This window comes from Haloarchaeobius sp. HME9146, assembly GCF_025399835.1.
Taxonomy (GTDB): domain Archaea; phylum Halobacteriota; class Halobacteria; order Halobacteriales; family Natrialbaceae; genus Haloarchaeobius.
This window is the reverse complement of the sequence record NZ_JAODVR010000001.1, coordinates 1,074,667-1,090,965: the sequence shown is the minus strand read 5'-3', so window position 1 is coordinate 1,090,965 and position 16,299 is coordinate 1,074,667. Positions and strand designations below refer to the sequence as shown.

The window sequence follows — 16,299 nt, the reverse complement described above, 5'->3', positions numbered from 1 at the left end:
GGAACGACGGGCCGACGAATCACAATCCCTACGTGCCCACCTGTCCCAGCGTGAGCCATGCAACTGGGCGTAATCGGTCTCGGCAGGATGGGCCGCATCGTGGTCGACCGCGTTCTCGACGAAGGCCACGACGTGGTCGCGTTCGACCTCGACGATGACGCAGTGGAAGCCGCCGCGGACGCGGGTGCGACACCCGCCGACTCGGTCCGCGAACTGGCGAACGAACTCGGCGACGACAAGCGCATCTGGCTGATGGTCCCGGCCGGCGAACCGGTCGACGCCGCGCTCGACGACCTCGAGCCGCTGCTCGACGAGGACGACGTGGTCGTCGACGGCGGGAACTCCTACTTCGAGGACTCGGTGCGACGTGCGGAGTCGACCGATGCAGCCTACCTCGACTGTGGGACCTCCGGCGGCCCCGCGGGCGCGGAACTCGGCTTCTCCCTGATGATCGGCGGCCCGCAGTGGGCCTACGACGAGCTGGTCCCGGTGTTCGACGCGGTCGCGACCGGCCCCGACGGCCACGACCGCATGGGCCCGGCCGGCTCCGGCCACTACGTCAAGATGGTCCACAACGGCGTCGAGTACGTGCTGATGCAGGCCTACGGCGAGGGCTTCGAACTGCTCGCGAACGGCCGGTACGACCTCGACCTCGAAGCCGTCTCGCGCACCTGGAACAACGGCGCTGTCATCCGGTCGTGGCTGCTCGAACTCTGCGAGGAGGCGTTCCGCGAGGAGGGCAACGACCTCGGCGACGTCTCCGACCACGTCGCGGGCGGCTCGACGGGTACCTGGACCGTCCAGGAGGCCCTCGAACAGGAGGTACCTGTCCCGCTCATCTACCAGTCCCTCGCCGAGCGATTCAGTTCGCGTGCCCCCGAGCAGGGGCGGTTCTCCCGCCGGCTGGCGAATCGGCTCCGGTACGGCTTCGGTCGCCACGAGGTCAAGCGCGACTGAACGGCCCTGACCAGTCAAGCCACCGATAAATTACAATCTATTTAACCTAGGGTCCTGTTTTCCGTTGGTATGGTGAAAAGTACGGTCCGATTCTCCGAATCGACCGTCGACGAGATCGAGTCACTCGTCGAGGAGGGCGTCTTCGAGAGCAAATCCGAGTTCTACCGCTTCGCCTCGGAGTACATCCTCGAACAGCTCTCGGACGACTACGTGCCGTCGACCGTCGACTTCGAGGACATCAAGAACGACGTCTTCCCCGACGAGCAGCTCATCGAACCCGCCGAAGGCCCCGACTCTGGCCTCCCCTTCTTCGAATCCGTGGCGACCATCCGCCGGTTCGTCATCCGCGGCAACGTCCAGGACGCCGAAGACTTCATCGACCACCACTACAACAGCAGCTCCCGCGACGCCCTCATCCTCGAGGAGTTGCTCGAATGCTACCGGCTCCAGTACAACGCACCCCGGTCCGCCCGCGAGTGACGGCGTGGTCCGACTGGCGTGACCTGTCCCCTGGACGAGTGGCGACAACCCCGCGACGGGCCGCTCGCCAATCACAAATGAATTAAACCCGTACTCCAAATCTCCGAACACATGGCCATCAACGAACTGGGACTGGCTATCGGGCTCTCCCTGACGGTCATCGCCGTCGTCATGCACTTCTTGCGTGGGACAGCGTGGACCCCCACCGAGGACATCTCCCAAGAGGTCCTCGAACGACGCGCGTCGACCGTCGCCGAAACCGACTTCCCCGAACCCATGAACCGCGCCATCGGTGGCGGCGGCGCTGCCGGCGCTATCGCTGGCGGCGAAGCCGGCGGCGAGCTTGAGGGTGGCGAGGAAGCCGAAGAGGAATCCACGAGCCCGGCCGACATTCCCGAGGACGAGGTCGAGTACTTCGACGTCGAGTACAAGAAGGAAGGCGCGACCGTCGAGGTCGCCAACAACGAATCCCTGCTCGAAGCCGGCGAGGACGAGGGCTGGGACCTCCCCTACGCCTGCCGCCAGGGCCAGTGTGTCTCCTGTGCGGGTCACATCGCCGACGGTGGCGACTCCCGCGACTACGTCGTCCACGACAACCAGGAGATGCTCGACGACCCCGAGCTCGAGGACGGTTACGTCCTGACGTGTGTCGCCTACCCCAAGGCCGACTTCACGCTCGAGACGAACGAGACGCCGTAACAGCCCGCCCGATACCTCCGTTTTCGTCTTTCTCACAGCCCGCCGAGTGATTTCTTTCGGCTCCGTTACCCCGATTCAACAGAGTGAAATGGGAGTGTTTCGTTTCGAAGTACCGTGAGCAACGCACCCTCAGACAGTATCACCGAGGGTGGCCTCGCGCGGCCCATGTTCCGGCTCGCATGGCCCATCGTCGCCCTCCAGCTCCTCCAGGTCACGTACAACATCGCGGACACGTTCTGGCTCGGCCAGTTCGACACGGACGCCCTGGCCGCCATCAGCCTCGCGTTCCCCCTCATCTTCCTGCTCATCTCCCTCGCCGGCGGCTTCACCGCCGCCGGTGCCATCCTCGTCGCCCAGTACACCGGGGCGAAGAGCGAAGGCTCGGCGGGGCGGGTCGCCGGCCAGACCATCTCGTTCGTCTCCATCCTCGCCGTCGGCCTCGGCCTCGTCGGCTACCTCTTCACCGAGGAGATGCTCGGTCTCCTCCCCAGCCAGAGCGAGACCCAGGCCAACGTCATCCCGCTCGCCGCCCGCTACATGGAGGTGTTCTTCCTCGGCATCGTCTTCATGTTCGGCTTCTTCGTCTTCTCGGCACTCATGCGTGGCTACGGCAACACCAAGACCCCCATGCGGGTCATGCTCGCCAGCGTCGCCATGAACGTCGTCCTCGACCCCATCCTCATCTTCGGCTGGGGCCCCATCGACGGCATGGGCATCGTCGGCGCTGCCATCGCCACGGTCGCCTCCCGCGGCCTCGGGACCATCCTCGGTCTCTACATCCTCTTCATGACCGACGCCGGCCCCGCCATCGAGCTGCGCCACCTCGCCCCCGACATGACGGTCATCAGGGAGATCGTCGACATCGGCGTGCCCAGCGCGCTCGAACAGTCCGCCAGCGCCCTCGCCATGGTCACGCTGACCGCGATGATCGTCCAGTTCGCTCCCCCCGTCGTCGCCGCCTACGGCCTCGGCAACCGCATCGCCTCGCTCATCTTTCTCCCCGCGATGGGCCTCGGCCGCGCCACCAACACCATGGTCGGCCAGAACCTCGGTGCCGGGAATACGGAACGCGCCGAGCGCGCCGTCTGGCTCGCCGCGAAGGTCTCCGGCGGCGTCCTGCTGGCCGTCGCCATCGCCGTCTTCTTCTTCCCGCACGTCCTCGTCGAGGCCTTCGTCAGCAAGGACATCCCCGACGCTCTCGCCACCATCAGTCTCGGCTCCGAGTACATCCAGATTCGAACCGTGGAGTTCGCCTTCATCGGCGTCCTCCAGGTGCTGCTGGGTGCCTACCGCGGCGCGGGCAACACCAAGACCGCCCTCGTCTTCTCGCTCGTCGCGCTGTGGATCGGCCGCGTGGCGACGGTTTCGGTCCTCGCGTTCGACTCGGTTCCCCTGCTCGGTATTGCGGGGTATGGACTGGGCGCGACCGGCTTCTGGTACGGCATGGCCATGGGCAACGTCGTCGGCGCGATTGCGGCGGGCCTCTGGTTCACGCGAGGGACCTGGAAACGGTCGGTCATCGAGGAGCGCGGGCCGACGCCCTCGGTCGCCGACGGCGGCGAAGAATGAGGCACTGAAACGTTCCCGGAACAGGCCGCACCTCTTGTCCAGTTCACAACCGTTATGTCGGCAGGATTGCTACGGTTGCCTGAGGGCCCGTAGCTCAGTGGACAGAGTGCTTGGTTCCGGACCAAGATGTCGCGGGTTCAAATCCCGTCGGGTCCGCTCCCTCGTTTTACTCGGTCGCGTCCCCGACTGACTCCCGCTCGCAAGCTCGCGGGAGTCCCGTCGGGTCCTTTATTCTCTCTAAATTACCTTCTGGCCAAGAGAAGTACTCACACAGACCCATATCGAAGATTCTCCAACCCTTGCTGAGAAGTTTTATGATTCTATGTTGAGGTAATTGGATATGGGACTGTTGGACCGGTTCAAGAACTGGGAATGTGCTCGATGTGGGAAGTGCTACTGGAGCGAGCCGAGAAAATGCAAGAACTGTGGACACACGGTTTACAATCGGATTGATTGAAAGAGAGCTTCCAGAATCATGCAAGAGCCTACAGGAACTTCCGCATCGCTTCTTGCACCTCTCCTAGCCCTCGTGGTTACCTTAGCAGTTAGTAGCGTCCGCGACGGAGATGGTTTGAGATACCGACTTTTCGTCGCATGGACAGGGTTGGCAGCCCTCGGTCCGATTTTTCTGATAATCGGCTTCGAGGCTCTTCTACCCAGAACCAGTATTCCCCAAGGCGAAACAAATCTCTACACTGGAATCTCCATTCTTCTCGTGACTATTCTGATTTCGGGGACAACAGCTGTTGAAGTTGGGAGGGGATTAGGACCGAACGAGGAGAAGAAGTTCGCAGTTCTGATGGCCCTTCCAGTGGTTCTGTGGTACCTCCTCCTCGTATTTTTATTCGGCTGACTCACCCAACCAACGCCGGCCCACCCGTCACCAGCGCCGCCCCAACAACCACCAGCACTGCACCCGCCACCACTCCACGAGTGACCCGTTCCAGCCCACCCAGCCAGAGCCACGAGAAGACCACCGTGAACAGCGGTGCAGTCGCAACGATGGGGTCCACCACCGCGATTCGCCCTTCCGGGGCCGCGAGTGCAGTGAACATCGAGAGCAGCGCGACGGCGGTGATGAGGCCGCTGGCGGCGAACACCGCGTAGGTTTTGCGGGGCTTGCCCGCGACGCGCTTCCGCCCGGTGGCCAGGACGTAGCCGCCCAGCGCGACCAGGGCGGCGAACTCGTTGATGGCGACCGCTTCGAGGGGCGTCGCCTCGCCGAGGCCCAGTCCCCACCGCCGGGCGACGTTCCCGGCGGCGAACAGGAGCGCGGCGGCGAGGGGCACCAGCAGGTCGCGGGTGGTCCAGCCGTCGAGGTCGCCACCGCGGGAGACCGAGAGGACGGCGAGGCCGGCGACGATGACGACGATGCCGACCGCCGTCGGGGCCGAGAGTGGTTCGCCGAGGAACCCGACCGCGAGGGCGGTCGCGAACAGCGGGCGGGCGCTGACGGCCGCGCTGGAGATGCTCGCGCCGACGCGGGCGTTCCCGGCGAAGATCGCGAGGCGGCCCATGGCGGTGCCGACCGCGCCGGCCGCCGCGAACACGGCGACGGTCCCGAGCGTGAGGTCCGCGAAGGGGTCGGGCTGGAAGACCGGGAGGGCGAGCAGGTAGACCGCGGAGTCGACGACGACCACGGTGAGCGCGGCCTGGAGCGGGGTCCCACCGTCGGAGAGCGCCCGTTTCTCGATGACGGGCGTGAACCCCCACAGCAGTGCCGGGGCAAACGCGAGCAGAAGCACTGCCGGCGGGGCAGAGAGGTCCATACTTGTGTCTCCGGGATACACAAAGTTGTATCACGTGGATTCGAGAGAGAATCGACAACAGGGTCGTCGGGTCCGTCTTCCAGCGAACGACGTGAGCAGTGAAAACAGAATCGTCGAAGATTGGATTCATCGAACAGCGACAGCCAGAAACACCGGTCTCAGCCGCCCCTCGGCCGAGTGAGGACGACTACGACTGGAAGGTGACGGTGTCGCTACCACTGCCGTCGGTGCTGGCCGCCACCGTGTACGAGCTGCCCTGGCCCTTGTGGAAGTCGAAGACGCCGGATGGACTCGTCTCGGTCTGGCCGCTGGTGGGGGCCGTGTCGGTCCAACTCTTCGTCTCGCCCGTATCGTCCCGCGTCACGGTCAGTTCGACGAACGCCGCGTTCTCCGAGTAGTACTCGACCCGCAGTTGCGCGTGGGGGTTCTTCGTGTTCTCGTTCCAGACCTGACCGATGCTGACGGTCGGGTCACCGGTTCCGCCGCCACCGCTGTTGTCCTCGACGGTCAACGCGTTGGTCTGTGCCGTCGTCGTGTTCGCGCCGGCCGACGCGTCGGTGGCCGTCACGGGGATGGTCGCACTCTCGCCGACCGCGACCGTAACCGACCCAGTTGCGCCGACGACGAACTCCCCGGCGTAGGTCCCGGTTCCGTCGTCGATCATGTCGAGAGAGCCCGGCCCGCCGAACGCGCTCGCGTCGGCTACGACCGATGCCACTCCACTGGCGTCGGAGACGGTCGCTTCGACCCTGACCGTATCGCCGGCATCGACGGCGAAGTCACCGGTCGTCCCGTCGTCGTCGACCGTGTCCGTCGCGGTCGGCCCGGCATCGAACGTCGGCCCGGTGCTGTCCTCGCCACCGCCGCCACCGTCACCCAACCCGAGCGCGTCGGCGACGTTCACCAGCCCGTATCCGTAGTACTGGTCCCAGCCGGCGCTACCCAGGTCCGTCGCGGTGTCACGGAGTCGCTGGCGGGCGCTGGCGTTTGTGTACGCGCCGGTCGCGAGCAGCTGTGCGGCGGCCCCGGCGACGTGTGGACTCGCCATCGACGTGCCGGAGTACGACGCGGTCGTCTTGCCGTCGTTGAGCTCCGGGGGAACCGTCGAGAGGACGCCAACACCAGGGCCGGCGAGTTCGACCGTGCTCCCGTAGTTCGAGAACCAGGCCCGCTGGTTGTTCGAGTCGGTCGCCGCGACGGCGATGACGCTGTCGCAGGCGGAGGGATAGTGCTTGTCCGCGTCGTCGTCGTCGTTGCCGGCGGCCGCGACGACCACCACGCCCGCCTCCCAGGCGGACTGACACGATTCGCAGATCGCCTGGATGGTGCTCGCGTACAATCTCCGGGGGTGCAGCTTCGCGCCCAGGCTCATGTTGATGACCGTCGTGTGCGCGCCCCAGTCGGTCGCTGCCTTGCCGGTGACCCAGTCGATGCCCGCGATGATGTCCGAGAACGACCCGCTCCCGCTGTCACCGAGGACCTTCACGGCGTGGAGCGTGGCCGAGGGAGCCACACCGACCACGTCGAGACCGTTGTTCATCACGGCGGCGACCGTCCCGGAAACGTGCGTCCCGTGTCCGTTCCCGTCGCCGTCGGGGTCGTCGGAGTAGTTGACGCCCTCGCCGAGGTTCGCCTGGAGGTCCTGGTGGTCCGGGTCGATACCGGTGTCGAGGATCGCCACGTGCGACCCGACACCCGTTTTCCCTGCGTCGTGCGCGGCGGTCGCACCGATGGCGTCGATACCCCACGGTGTGACCTCGCCGACCGCGTGAACCTCGGCATCAGGTGCGACGTAGCGCACGCCGGGGTGGCGGGCGAGACCCGCGAGTGCCTGCTCGGGGAACCGCCCGACGACCGCGGTCCCGAACCGGCCCATCCCCACTGCTGCGTGGCGCACATGGCTGGCCCGGCGTTGCGCGGCGCGAACACCAGCCGACGACCGGCAGACGACGATGTACTCGCCAGTCGGTTGTGCAGTTACAACTCCGGTCATCCCGGCGAGGCCGACTCCTGCGACGCTCACTCCTCGTAGGATGTCTCTCCGGCTGACTAACGATGAATCCATGTATAACTATAGTGCTGCTAGATGATAACTCTAGACGAACAGAGCAGATATTGGACAGTAGAGCCCTGTTAGAGCCCACTCTAACCAAGGCAGAGAATGGATACTTACCTGCTTCTCCGAGTGCGCCCGTCGAACTCGATAGTGCCGGTCCCAGACCTGGTGAGACGAAAGCTCACGCAACAGCGTGAGGCCCACCAGTCACGAGCGCAGCGTCGAGGAAGACGGAAACCGTACCCACCCAGAATGTGCCATGGTCGCGCGAGTCGCCAGTTTCCCGGCGAGGTGGCGACGGGTCTGCGGTCGTGACTGTTCAAAGGCCTGGTAATGACGCCATACCAGCGCGTACTCCCGTTTCCTGCCGGTTCCCGCCCGGCCCCGGACCGGCGTACGGTCTGCGTACGGGCGCTCGAACGAATCGTTTCGGCCATCGAAGCGCACCATAGGTAACCTGTCTTCTCCCCTTATTATTGATAGATGCCATGACCGCGGGGCAGCTAAGGGGGGAGAGACTCGAATGACACAACTTTCACGGCGACGGGTATTGGCAGGGTTGGGAGTGGTCGGTGTGGCCGGGGCAGGGACAGGTCTCGGCACCACCGCATTCTTCAGGGACAGCGAGGCGATCGAGGGCTGGTACCAGAGCGGCCGGGTCGACCTGCTACTCGACTATCGCTCGACGTACAAACCCTGGGACAGATACGAGCTCAAGCGGGAGGTGCCACCCGCGCTCGTCGCCGGGACCTCGAAGACGTACGAGATTGCCGCTGCCCCGGCGATTCGGTCGGTCGCGACCGGCGAGGCGCCCTCCCACGAGATGTGGGGGAACCTCGTCACCGGGAGCACCGACGTGTTCGCCGACGTCTGCGAGCTCCCGGACGCGAGGGACATCTCGGCCCTGCTGCCCGACGACTTCGAGACGGAACAGAGCGGGACCGCGGAGGCACCCGGCGTGTATCACCCGGGCTTCATCGACGGCCCACGGGGGATGTTCATCGACCTGGTCGACGTGAAACCGTACGACGAGGGAGAGACCACGTTCAGCGTGCACGTCTGTGGCAACCCGGCGTTCGTCTTCGCCGAACTGGTCCGCGAGGACAGCAACGGCGACCCCCTGCCCCGGAGCGAGGAGAAGAAACGCATCGAGCCGGAGAAGGCCGCAGGTGACCTCACCGACCTCCTCGGCGAGCTCTGTGATTACCTGTACGTCGTGGTCTCGACCGACCCCGACTGCGACAACCTCGCCACCGACGCGGACGACGACGGCGACACGAACCCCTTCGGTCTCGCGACCGAGGACGGCGACATCCTCTACGCCGGGTCGATGTCCGGTTGGCTCGAACAGTTCGGGCCGACCGGGGACGGCCGGGTCGTCATCCCGCCGGTCTCGCCCGTGACCGAAGACGAGACCCCCAAGCAGTGGTGTTTCACCCCTGGCGTCCACTGCTACGTGATGAACTGGTTCCTCCCGTGCAAGGAGTTCGACGAGCCGGGCCGCCTCGGCTTCACCGACCTCCCCATCAAGAACGTCCTGGTCGAGGGGAATCCGGTCACCGACCAGGACGGCCGCCTCGGCCTGACGTTCAACGACGAACTCCGCCAGCGAGGCTACATGGACATCGTCGACGGCCTGGACGTCACCAAGTCGGTGAACGTCACCCAGACCGACTCCTGCCACGTCGGCATCCGCTTCCTCGCGGAGCAGTGCCGGCACAACATGGACTGGTCGGAGGACCCAGACACCGGCGAAATCGGCCAGGAGCCCGAGGGAACCACCGACTCGGAAGAGGACTGGGAGGGAACCACCACGACGCAGGAACCCACGACCGATTCGGGTACCACGACCGAGCAGGGGACGACGACTACTGAGTCCGGTACTACCACGACCGAACAGGGCACGACGACCACCGACTCCGGTACCACCACCACCACTGATTCGGGCACCACGACTACCGAATCGGGGACGACGACGACCGAGCAGGGGACGACGACCACCGACTCCGGTACCACTACCACTGAGTCCGGCACCACGACTACCGAGCCGGGGACGACGACCACTGAGTCAGGCACCACGACTACCGAACAGGGGACGACGACCACTGAATCGGGCACCACGACTACCGAGTCCGGTACCACCACCACTGAATCGGGCACCACTACCACCGACGCCGGCACCACCACCACGACTACCGACGCCGGTACCACCACCACTACCACCGACGCCGGCACCACCACCACGACTACCGACGCCGGCACCACCACTACTACCGCCGACGCTGGCACCACTACGGCAGACCCCGGGACCAGCACTGGAGGGAAGACCACCGGTGGAACCAGCACTGGAGGGAAGACCACGGGCAGCGGTACCGGTGGCACCGGAACGACCACCACCGGAACGACGAGCGGGACGACCGCGGTGACCACCACCGCGTCCGGTTCGGGAACCGGGACGGGCACCACCGGCGCGGGTGCCGCGGCCAGCGGTGGCACGCCGGGCACGAATCCACTGAACTACGCGGCGACGCAGTTGTCCTCCCCGGCTGGGATGCTCATGGGCGGTCTCGCCGCTCTCGCCGCTGCAGCCGTCGGCCTCTGGCGGCGGTTCGCGGACGAGGAATGAGTGACGACGGGCGCCCAGCCGCGCCCGTGGCCTACGACCCGACCGAGCGACCGCGGCCGGCGTAGCCACCCCGCACCGCATTGATGACGACACCGACGAGCATCACGACGCCGGAGAAGTACAGCCACGTGAGCAACAGCATGATGCCCGTGAAGATGCCGACGGCCTGGTCACCGGTCGACGCGGCGACGTACACCTGGAAGAGCCCCTGCAGGAGCGCCCAGCCGACCGCCGCGAAGAGCACGCCCGGCAGGACCTCTCGGACCGTCACGTCGGCGTCGGGGAAGACGTAGTACATCGGGAAGAACGCGAGCACGAGCCCCGCCGCGAGGACGACCGGGAGGAACACCCCGAGGTAGGGAACCACGCCGGCGAAGGCAGCGAACGCGCTCGTGGCGGCGACGAGTGCCGCAATCGAGAGCACGAGCGAGACGAGGACGACGAGTCCGTCACGGAGCTGGTCGAGGAAGGACGTGTCGGCGTCGACCTCGTATATCTGCGCGAAGGCGGTGTCGAGGCCCCGGAACACCTTCAGCGCCCCCCAGACCAGTATCAGCGACCCGACCACGGAGGAGCCCATCCCTCCGTCCGCCCGCCTTCTGAGTATCTCCTCGACCAGCGTCCCGATGGTCTCGGAGACGGTCTGCGTGAGAAGCGTGAGGACCTGGTTCCGGACGCCACCCCCGATGAGGGAGAGCGCGAACACCGCGAACAGGAACAGCGGGACCATCGAGACGAAGGCGTTGTACGCGATCCCCCCCGCCAGGAAGGTGACGTTCTTCGCTCGTATCTCGTCGACGACCGTGGTGACGAACTCCTTCGCGGACGCGAGGCGACTCATGTGTCTCGGGCTACTGGACGGACAGGCAAAAACGGGCGATATAGTGCCGATATCCGTCGTTTCCGGGGTGGCGACTGGCGGGCTCTGGCCGGCTCTGGCAGGCTCAGGCTCTGTCCGAACTATCACTCACTCCACTCTGGACGGCTTCGCAACGGACCACGGCTGTGTGGTCTTCCCAGCCGCCGAAGTCGGTGGTCGCCGCGGTCCAGACACCCTTGACCGACCTGACACGCTCGAACTCGTCCGGGAGAAGACGCTTGACCGCCCTGAAGTGCTCGAATGCGGCGGACTTCGAGTCGAACACTCGCATCGCATAGCGTTTGTCTTTCCCCTTCGAGACGTACGCCAGCCAGACGGCGTCCGCCACCCCGTCCGGCAAGTGGTTCGGGTCTGCGACGGACTCGTTCAGGACAACTCGGCCCGCGCCGCTCTTCTGTGCGACGAGTTCCAACTCGCCCCACTCTATCAGGTCGACGACTGCATCGTGGACAGCGTCATCGTCGTCTTCGAGCTCCTCTCTCAGCCACGCGGAGGAGACTACTTCGTCGCCCTTCGGTCGAAGCGCGGACACGATTCTGGCGTGGGTCGAGTCCCCGAACGGTTCGACGACCGTTCCGACGGCGGTGTCCTCCCCGCGGAAGGCCGCCACGGTCGTCGCGAAGAGGTCGGGGCCGTCGAAGTGAGAGAGCATCATCTCCTCGGAGAACCGGTCGAAATAGGAATCGTCCGCGTATCGGAACGGCTCGTCGTCCGGCGTGTCGAGCCACTCGCCGTCCTCCCATCGCGCCAGGACCGTCATCGCCAACCCGGTCCGCTTGAGTATGAGTATCGTCATGTGTGTCTGCCGATGTCGCCGGCTGTGGCATCGGTTCGGCCCGGAGGCGCATCAATCGACTGGGCGAGATGGGTCGGCTACTTCGATTACTGCCCGGCCGTGATGAGCGACGGGGTCTGCGTCTCCTCGTCCTCGGCGCTCGCCGCCTCGTAGACGACGTGTGCGGCGGCGACGTCCTGGATTGCGAGGCCGGTCGAGTCGAAGACGGTCACGCCGTCCTCGGGAGTTCGCCCGTCAATCTTGCCCGTGACGATCTCGCCGATCTGGCCGTCGATGTCGTCGTCGCCCAGCACGCCCTCGTGGAACGGGACGTTGATCTCGCCGGAGTGGGTGGTCTGGTCGTAGTCGTCGATGACGAGCTTCGCGTTCAGGAGCACCTCGTCGGCGAGTTCGTGCTTGCCCTCGGCGTCGGCACCCATCGCGTTCACGTGGGTGTGCTCGCCGAGGTCCTCGGCGGAGACGATGGGCGATTCGACCGGCGTCACCGTCGAGAGCACGTCGCAGGAGGCGGCCTCCGCGATGGAGCCCTCGCGCACGTCGAACTCGTCCTCGAAGGCGTCGATGAAGGCGGCGACGCGGGCCTCGTCGAGGTCGCTGACGACGACCTCCTCGATGTCGCGGACCGCGGCGATGGCCTCGACCTGGGTGTAGGACTGGACGCCAGCGCCGACGATACCGAGCGAGGACGCGTCCTCGACGGCGAGGTGGTCGGTCGCGACCGCGGCGGCCGCGCCGGTGCGGCGCATGGTGAGTTCGGTGCCGTCCATGATTGCTAGCGGGAAGCCAGTCTCGGGGTCGGAGTAGATCATCGTCCCCATCACGGTCGGGAGGTCGAACTCGCTGGGGTTGTCGGGGTGGACGTTGACCCACTTGATGCCGGCGGCGTCCCAGTCGCCCGCGTCCATGTAGGCGGGCATCGACCGGAAGTCACCGTTGTACTGCGGCAGGTCGATGTAGGACTTCGGGGGCATCTGGGCGTCGCCGGTCTCGTAGGCCGCAAAGGCGTCCTCGATGGCCGAGACGAGGGCTGTCATGGGGGAGTACTGCTGTACGTCGTCACCGTCGAGCAGGTGGGTTTGCATAGTACTGGATTGCAGAAACGTGGGCTAATATGGGTCCCCTCACATGTCCGGGGGTCTGGCAGGCCGGTCACTCCGAGCGCCCGGGAGTCGGATTCTCGCCGAAGCGCGCCTCGACCCAGTGCTGGTCCTCGATGGGTGGCCGTTCGTACTCGCCGCGCTCCTCGCGAGGTGGGAGTTCGATGGGGTCGGGCGTCAGGTCCTCGTAGTCGACCTGGTCGAGCAGGTGGCTGATGCAGTTGAGCCGGGCGTGTCGCTTCACGTCGGCGTGGACGACGTGCCAGGGTGCCTCGGGGATGTCCGTGTGTTCGAACATCTCGTCTTTCGCCTTCGAGAACTCCTCCCAGCGGGCGCGAGCTTCGAGGTCCATCGGGCTGAGCTTCCAGCGGCGCTTGGGGTCCTCGTTGCGCTTCTGGAAGCGCCGCTCTTGCTCCTCGTCGCTGATGGAGAACCAGTACTTCACGAGGACGATGCCCTCGCGGACGAGCATGCGCTCGAACCGCGGGCACTCCTCGAGGAACCGGTCGTACTCCTCGTCGCTGCAGAAGCCCATCACGCGCTCGACGCCGGCGCGGTTGTACCAGCTCCGGTCGAACAGGACCATCTCGCCCTCGCTCGGTAGGTGTTCGACGTAGCGCTGGAAGTACCACTGCCCCTGCTCGCGCTCGGTCGGCTTCCCGAGCGCGACGACCCGGACGACCCGGGGGTTCAGCCGACGGGTGATGCGCTTGATGACGCCGCCTTTTCCGGCCGCGTCGCGGCCCTCGAACACCACCACGACGCGGAGCCCTTGCTCGCTGACCCAGTGCTGGAGCTTGACGAGTTCCTCCTGCAGGCGGTTCAGCTCGCGCTTGTACTGCTTCTTCTTCAACACGCCTGCCTCGTTGTAGTGGTCCGCCCGCGAGTCGGATGGCATCGTCTCAGGTACGCACGCATCGACCAAAACTATGCAGCGTATCCACCCCCGCGGCGGTTCCGGAATCGCTCGCTGTCGAGAGACGGCGAGCGCGACCACCCTCGACCGGTCGCATCACGTCATGTATCCAGTTCCAGACAGTATCCGCGTTGCCGAACGGCGGCAGGGCGACTCGCCCTGTATATCCATGCACCACTGATATAGGTCGCACAACGTGAATGATTACTGAAGCGGTCACTACGCATATGAACCAGCCGGTGATGCGTCAAACGAGAGGTACGCCGCTGCCAGACGTTAGCGAAACAACAAATTAAAAGAATTTCATGTTCGTTCGTTTCAATCTCGACTCCAAACTTCTGCAACACGCACTTTCTGTCCCCGACGGGATGCAGGCCTCGGTCGAACAGTTCGACACCACTGGAACGATTCCTCTTCGCGTCGTCTTCTGGGTGAGCGGTGGTGATTTCGAGACGTTCGAGGACGCGCTGGACGATGACCCGACCGTCGTCGACAGCACCGTCCTCGCGACGGAACACGCTCGTCGGCTCTACCGTGTGACGTGTCCGGAGGGCATCGCCGATGCGAAGGCGTACACCGCCGCCATCGAGCGTGACGGGGTCATCCTCAACGCGACGAGCGACGGCGACGGCTGGACCGTCAAGACGCTGTTCCCGGACCGGGAGTCGTTCGCCGGGTTTCGCGACGTCTGCGAGGAGGTCGGGCTCACACCCACCGTCGAATCCATCCACAGCGACACGATAGATCAGGACGACAACGCGGCCGACCTGACCCCGGCACAGAAGGAGATACTCACTCGCGCCGTCGAGGTCGGCTACTTCGACATCCCGCGCCAGACCACGCTCCGCGGGCTGGGTGCCGACGTCGGCGTCTCCGGTCAGGCGGCCTCCGAACGACTCCGACGAGGCATGGAGACGCTGGTCCGCGAGACCCTCGCGGACGACCTGCCGAACCAGTAATCACCGTTCTCGCGCAGCGCTCAATCGTCTGCCAGCGATGGCTCTGCCGCTGCCGCCGCCAGCCCGTCCCTGGCGGACGGGGTGAGCCGGTTCAGCACCGACCGTCCCTCGCGTTCGCGTTCGACCAGCCCCGCGTCTTCCAGGCGGCCGAGGTGATGTGAGAGGGTGCTCGGGTCGCGGTCGAGGGCCTCCGCGAGTTCGCCGACCCGGGTGCCCTCGGTCTCGGCCAGCCGCTCGAGAATCGCGGCCCGCGACGGGTTCGACAGGGCGGCGTGGAGTTCCACGTCGCCGGTATCGGCCGGGAAGTACCGGCGCTTGCCCTCTATCTTCACGCTGGTGACGAGGTCCTCCTCCTCCAGAACACGGACGTGGTGACGCACGGTCGAGAGCGGGACCCCCGACGCCTCGCTGATAGCCGAGAGGTAGACACCGGGGGCGTCGGTCACGACCTGGTGGATGGTCTCGCGGTCGTCGTGCGCCAGCGGGTCCGAGCCGTCGTACCGGCTGTAGCGCAGCACGGCCGCCAGCGGCGAGTCCTCGACCGCGTTCCGGAGCCAACGAAGTATCGACCGCCACCGCGTCGCGGCCGCGCCACCAGCCGCCAGCGACCCGACGAGGACGCCGGTCTGGACCGGGCCAGGGACCGACTGGAGTGGTCCGGGGGTGCCGCCGGGCTCGCTGGAGCCTGCATCGCCGCCGGCTTCCGCGCGCTGGTAGCCGGTTCCGTCGAGGCCGCCCGTGTCAGCGCCGGATTGCTCCCCGGTCGACCCGAGCGCGAACTGGCCGCCGCGGGCCGCCGCCTGGTCGAGTCGGCGGCTGGTGCTGTCGGTCGATTCCCCGGTGGCAGGGTCGCTGGATTCGAGCACCGTCAGCAAGGACTCGACGGGGACGACGACACCCGCCGACAGTGAGACGGACTCGACGCTGGCGTCGGTCGAGAGCGAGACCGCGTCCTCCTCGGCAGTGAGGCTCGCGTTCCCGGACCCGTCGACCGTGCCCGAGGTCTCACCGGAGGTGTTCGTCGTGAGACCGTCGTCGAGCGTCGCGTCCGTGTCGGTCGAGGCCGTGGTGTCGCCGGTGGTCACGTCGGTCGAGAGCGACCCGGACGCGGTGACGGTGTCGTCGGTCGTGTTCTCCACGGTTTCCGTGGTGTCGTCGGTCGTATTCGTCGTGTCGTCAGTCGTGTTCGTCGTGTCATCCACGGTCTCCTCCGTGGTGTCGCCGGTCGTGTCGGTGGTGTCGTCCACCGTGCCATCGACGATATCGGTCTCGTTGTCGGCGAGGTCGAAAGAGAGCTGTGTGCTGCCGTGGTTTCCGGTGGGGACCGGGGCTGTCATGGCGGCGGCCGTCCCGAACAGGACGACGAGGACCACGAGGGCGACCGCCAGCACCGCCGTCGAGCCCCCGGTCCCGCCCCTATCGACGTTCATGCCTTTGCCTAGGCCATGTCATTCGAAACCAAATGTGTTGCCATATTTGCCGGAACCGGGAGCGC

General features: G+C 65.9%; 14 protein-coding genes and 1 tRNA gene. 8 read left to right on the top strand and 7 right to left on the bottom strand.

Annotation, left to right across the window (positions count from 1 at the left end):
- Positions 1 to 57: 57 nt before the first annotated feature.
- The 6 genes from gnd (at position 58) to N6C22_RS05610 (ending at position 4,558) form a co-directional block, all read left to right on the top strand.
- The gene (gene gnd, locus N6C22_RS05635) at positions 58 to 957 is read left to right on the top strand and encodes a phosphogluconate dehydrogenase (NAD(+)-dependent, decarboxylating) (RefSeq protein WP_261650020.1); all 900 of its coding nucleotides are present in this window, start codon (positions 58 to 60) and stop codon (positions 955 to 957) included.
- 69 nt (positions 958 to 1,026) lie between these two features.
- Positions 1,027 to 1,437 (top strand): transcriptional regulator, encoded by a 411-nt coding sequence (locus N6C22_RS05630; protein WP_261650018.1) that lies wholly within the window; start codon positions 1,027 to 1,029, stop codon positions 1,435 to 1,437.
- Positions 1,438 to 1,548: 111 nt separating this feature from the next.
- Positions 1,549 to 2,136, top strand: a complete 588-nt coding sequence (locus N6C22_RS05625; RefSeq protein ID WP_261650017.1) for a 2Fe-2S iron-sulfur cluster-binding protein — start codon at positions 1,549 to 1,551, stop codon at positions 2,134 to 2,136.
- 165 nt (positions 2,137 to 2,301) lie between these two features.
- Positions 2,302 to 3,705 carry an MATE family efflux transporter gene (locus N6C22_RS05620; RefSeq protein WP_261650016.1) on the top strand — a complete coding sequence of 468 codons (1,404 nt, stop codon included), beginning with the start codon at positions 2,302 to 2,304 and terminating at the stop codon, positions 3,703 to 3,705.
- 83 nt (positions 3,706 to 3,788) lie between these two features.
- A tRNA-Arg gene (locus N6C22_RS05615) sits at positions 3,789 to 3,861 on the top strand.
- A 319-nt stretch (positions 3,862 to 4,180) separates the two neighbouring features.
- Complete coding sequence (locus tag N6C22_RS05610) at positions 4,181 to 4,558, top strand: hypothetical protein (RefSeq protein WP_261650015.1); 378 nt, start codon at positions 4,181 to 4,183, stop codon at positions 4,556 to 4,558.
- A gap of 1 nt (position 4,559) precedes the next feature.
- On the opposite strand, the gene N6C22_RS05605 is transcribed toward N6C22_RS05610, so the two are convergent.
- Positions 4,560 to 5,474: an EamA family transporter gene (locus N6C22_RS05605; RefSeq protein WP_261650014.1), complete on the bottom strand. Its 915-nt coding sequence runs from the start codon at positions 5,472 to 5,474 to the stop codon at positions 4,560 to 4,562.
- 187 nt (positions 5,475 to 5,661) lie between these two features.
- The gene (locus N6C22_RS05600) at positions 5,662 to 7,497 is read right to left on the bottom strand and encodes a S8 family serine peptidase (RefSeq protein ID WP_261650013.1); all 1,836 of its coding nucleotides are present in this window, start codon (positions 7,495 to 7,497) and stop codon (positions 5,662 to 5,664) included.
- Between the two features lie 607 nt (positions 7,498 to 8,104).
- Here N6C22_RS05600 and N6C22_RS05595 point away from each other — a divergent pair.
- Positions 8,105 to 10,156, top strand: coding sequence for a hypothetical protein (locus tag N6C22_RS05595; RefSeq protein ID WP_261650012.1), 2,052 nt, complete (start codon positions 8,105 to 8,107; stop codon positions 10,154 to 10,156).
- A 31-nt stretch (positions 10,157 to 10,187) separates the two neighbouring features.
- On the opposite strand, the gene N6C22_RS05590 is transcribed toward N6C22_RS05595, so the two are convergent.
- The 4 genes from N6C22_RS05590 to ppk2 form a co-directional block, all read right to left on the bottom strand.
- Positions 10,188 to 10,997, bottom strand: a complete 810-nt coding sequence (locus N6C22_RS05590) for a YihY/virulence factor BrkB family protein (RefSeq protein ID WP_261650010.1) — start codon at positions 10,995 to 10,997, stop codon at positions 10,188 to 10,190.
- Between the two features lie 103 nt (positions 10,998 to 11,100).
- On the bottom strand, positions 11,101 to 11,832 hold the full coding sequence (locus tag N6C22_RS05585; protein ID WP_261650009.1) for a hypothetical protein: 732 nt from the start codon (positions 11,830 to 11,832) through the stop codon (positions 11,101 to 11,103).
- A gap of 86 nt (positions 11,833 to 11,918) precedes the next feature.
- Positions 11,919 to 12,914 carry an ornithine cyclodeaminase family protein gene (locus tag N6C22_RS05580; RefSeq protein ID WP_261650007.1) on the bottom strand — a complete coding sequence of 332 codons (996 nt, stop codon included), beginning with the start codon at positions 12,912 to 12,914 and terminating at the stop codon, positions 11,919 to 11,921.
- Between the two features lie 67 nt (positions 12,915 to 12,981).
- Complete coding sequence (gene ppk2, locus N6C22_RS05575; RefSeq protein WP_261650006.1) at positions 12,982 to 13,827, bottom strand: polyphosphate kinase 2; 846 nt, start codon at positions 13,825 to 13,827, stop codon at positions 12,982 to 12,984.
- Positions 13,828 to 14,150: 323 nt separating this feature from the next.
- Between ppk2 and N6C22_RS05570 the strand changes: the two genes are divergently transcribed.
- Positions 14,151 to 14,804: a helix-turn-helix domain-containing protein gene (locus N6C22_RS05570; protein ID WP_261650005.1), complete on the top strand. Its 654-nt coding sequence runs from the start codon at positions 14,151 to 14,153 to the stop codon at positions 14,802 to 14,804.
- A 20-nt stretch (positions 14,805 to 14,824) separates the two neighbouring features.
- Here the strand turns inward: N6C22_RS05570 and N6C22_RS05565 are convergent, their stop codons facing one another.
- On the bottom strand, positions 14,825 to 16,234 hold the full coding sequence (locus N6C22_RS05565; protein WP_261650003.1) for a metalloregulator ArsR/SmtB family transcription factor: 1,410 nt from the start codon (positions 16,232 to 16,234) through the stop codon (positions 14,825 to 14,827).
- Between the last annotated feature and the right edge of the window lie 65 nt (positions 16,235 to 16,299).

Bases quoted from the DNA above. Each gene is read 5' to 3' on its own strand.
- gnd (WP_261650020.1), top strand. From the start codon at position 58: ATGCAACTGGGCGTAATCGGTCTCGGCAGGATGGGCCGCATCGTGGTC.
- N6C22_RS05630 (WP_261650018.1), top strand. From the start codon at position 1,027: ATGGTGAAAAGTACGGTCCGATTCTCCGAATCGACCGTCGACGAGATC.
- N6C22_RS05625 (WP_261650017.1), top strand. From the start codon at position 1,549: ATGGCCATCAACGAACTGGGACTGGCTATCGGGCTCTCCCTGACGGTC.
- N6C22_RS05620 (WP_261650016.1), top strand. From the start codon at position 2,302: ATGTTCCGGCTCGCATGGCCCATCGTCGCCCTCCAGCTCCTCCAGGTC.
- N6C22_RS05610 (WP_261650015.1), top strand. From the start codon at position 4,181: ATGCAAGAGCCTACAGGAACTTCCGCATCGCTTCTTGCACCTCTCCTA.
- N6C22_RS05605 (WP_261650014.1), bottom strand. From the start codon at position 5,474: ATGGACCTCTCTGCCCCGCCGGCAGTGCTTCTGCTCGCGTTTGCCCCG.
- N6C22_RS05590 (WP_261650010.1), bottom strand. From the start codon at position 10,997: ATGAGTCGCCTCGCGTCCGCGAAGGAGTTCGTCACCACGGTCGTCGAC.
- N6C22_RS05585 (WP_261650009.1), bottom strand. From the start codon at position 11,832: ATGACGATACTCATACTCAAGCGGACCGGGTTGGCGATGACGGTCCTG.
- N6C22_RS05580 (WP_261650007.1), bottom strand. From the start codon at position 12,914: ATGCAAACCCACCTGCTCGACGGTGACGACGTACAGCAGTACTCCCCC.
- ppk2 (WP_261650006.1), bottom strand. From the start codon at position 13,827: ATGCCATCCGACTCGCGGGCGGACCACTACAACGAGGCAGGCGTGTTG.
- N6C22_RS05570 (WP_261650005.1), top strand. From the start codon at position 14,151: ATGTTCGTTCGTTTCAATCTCGACTCCAAACTTCTGCAACACGCACTT.
- N6C22_RS05565 (WP_261650003.1), bottom strand. From the start codon at position 16,234: ATGAACGTCGATAGGGGCGGGACCGGGGGCTCGACGGCGGTGCTGGCG.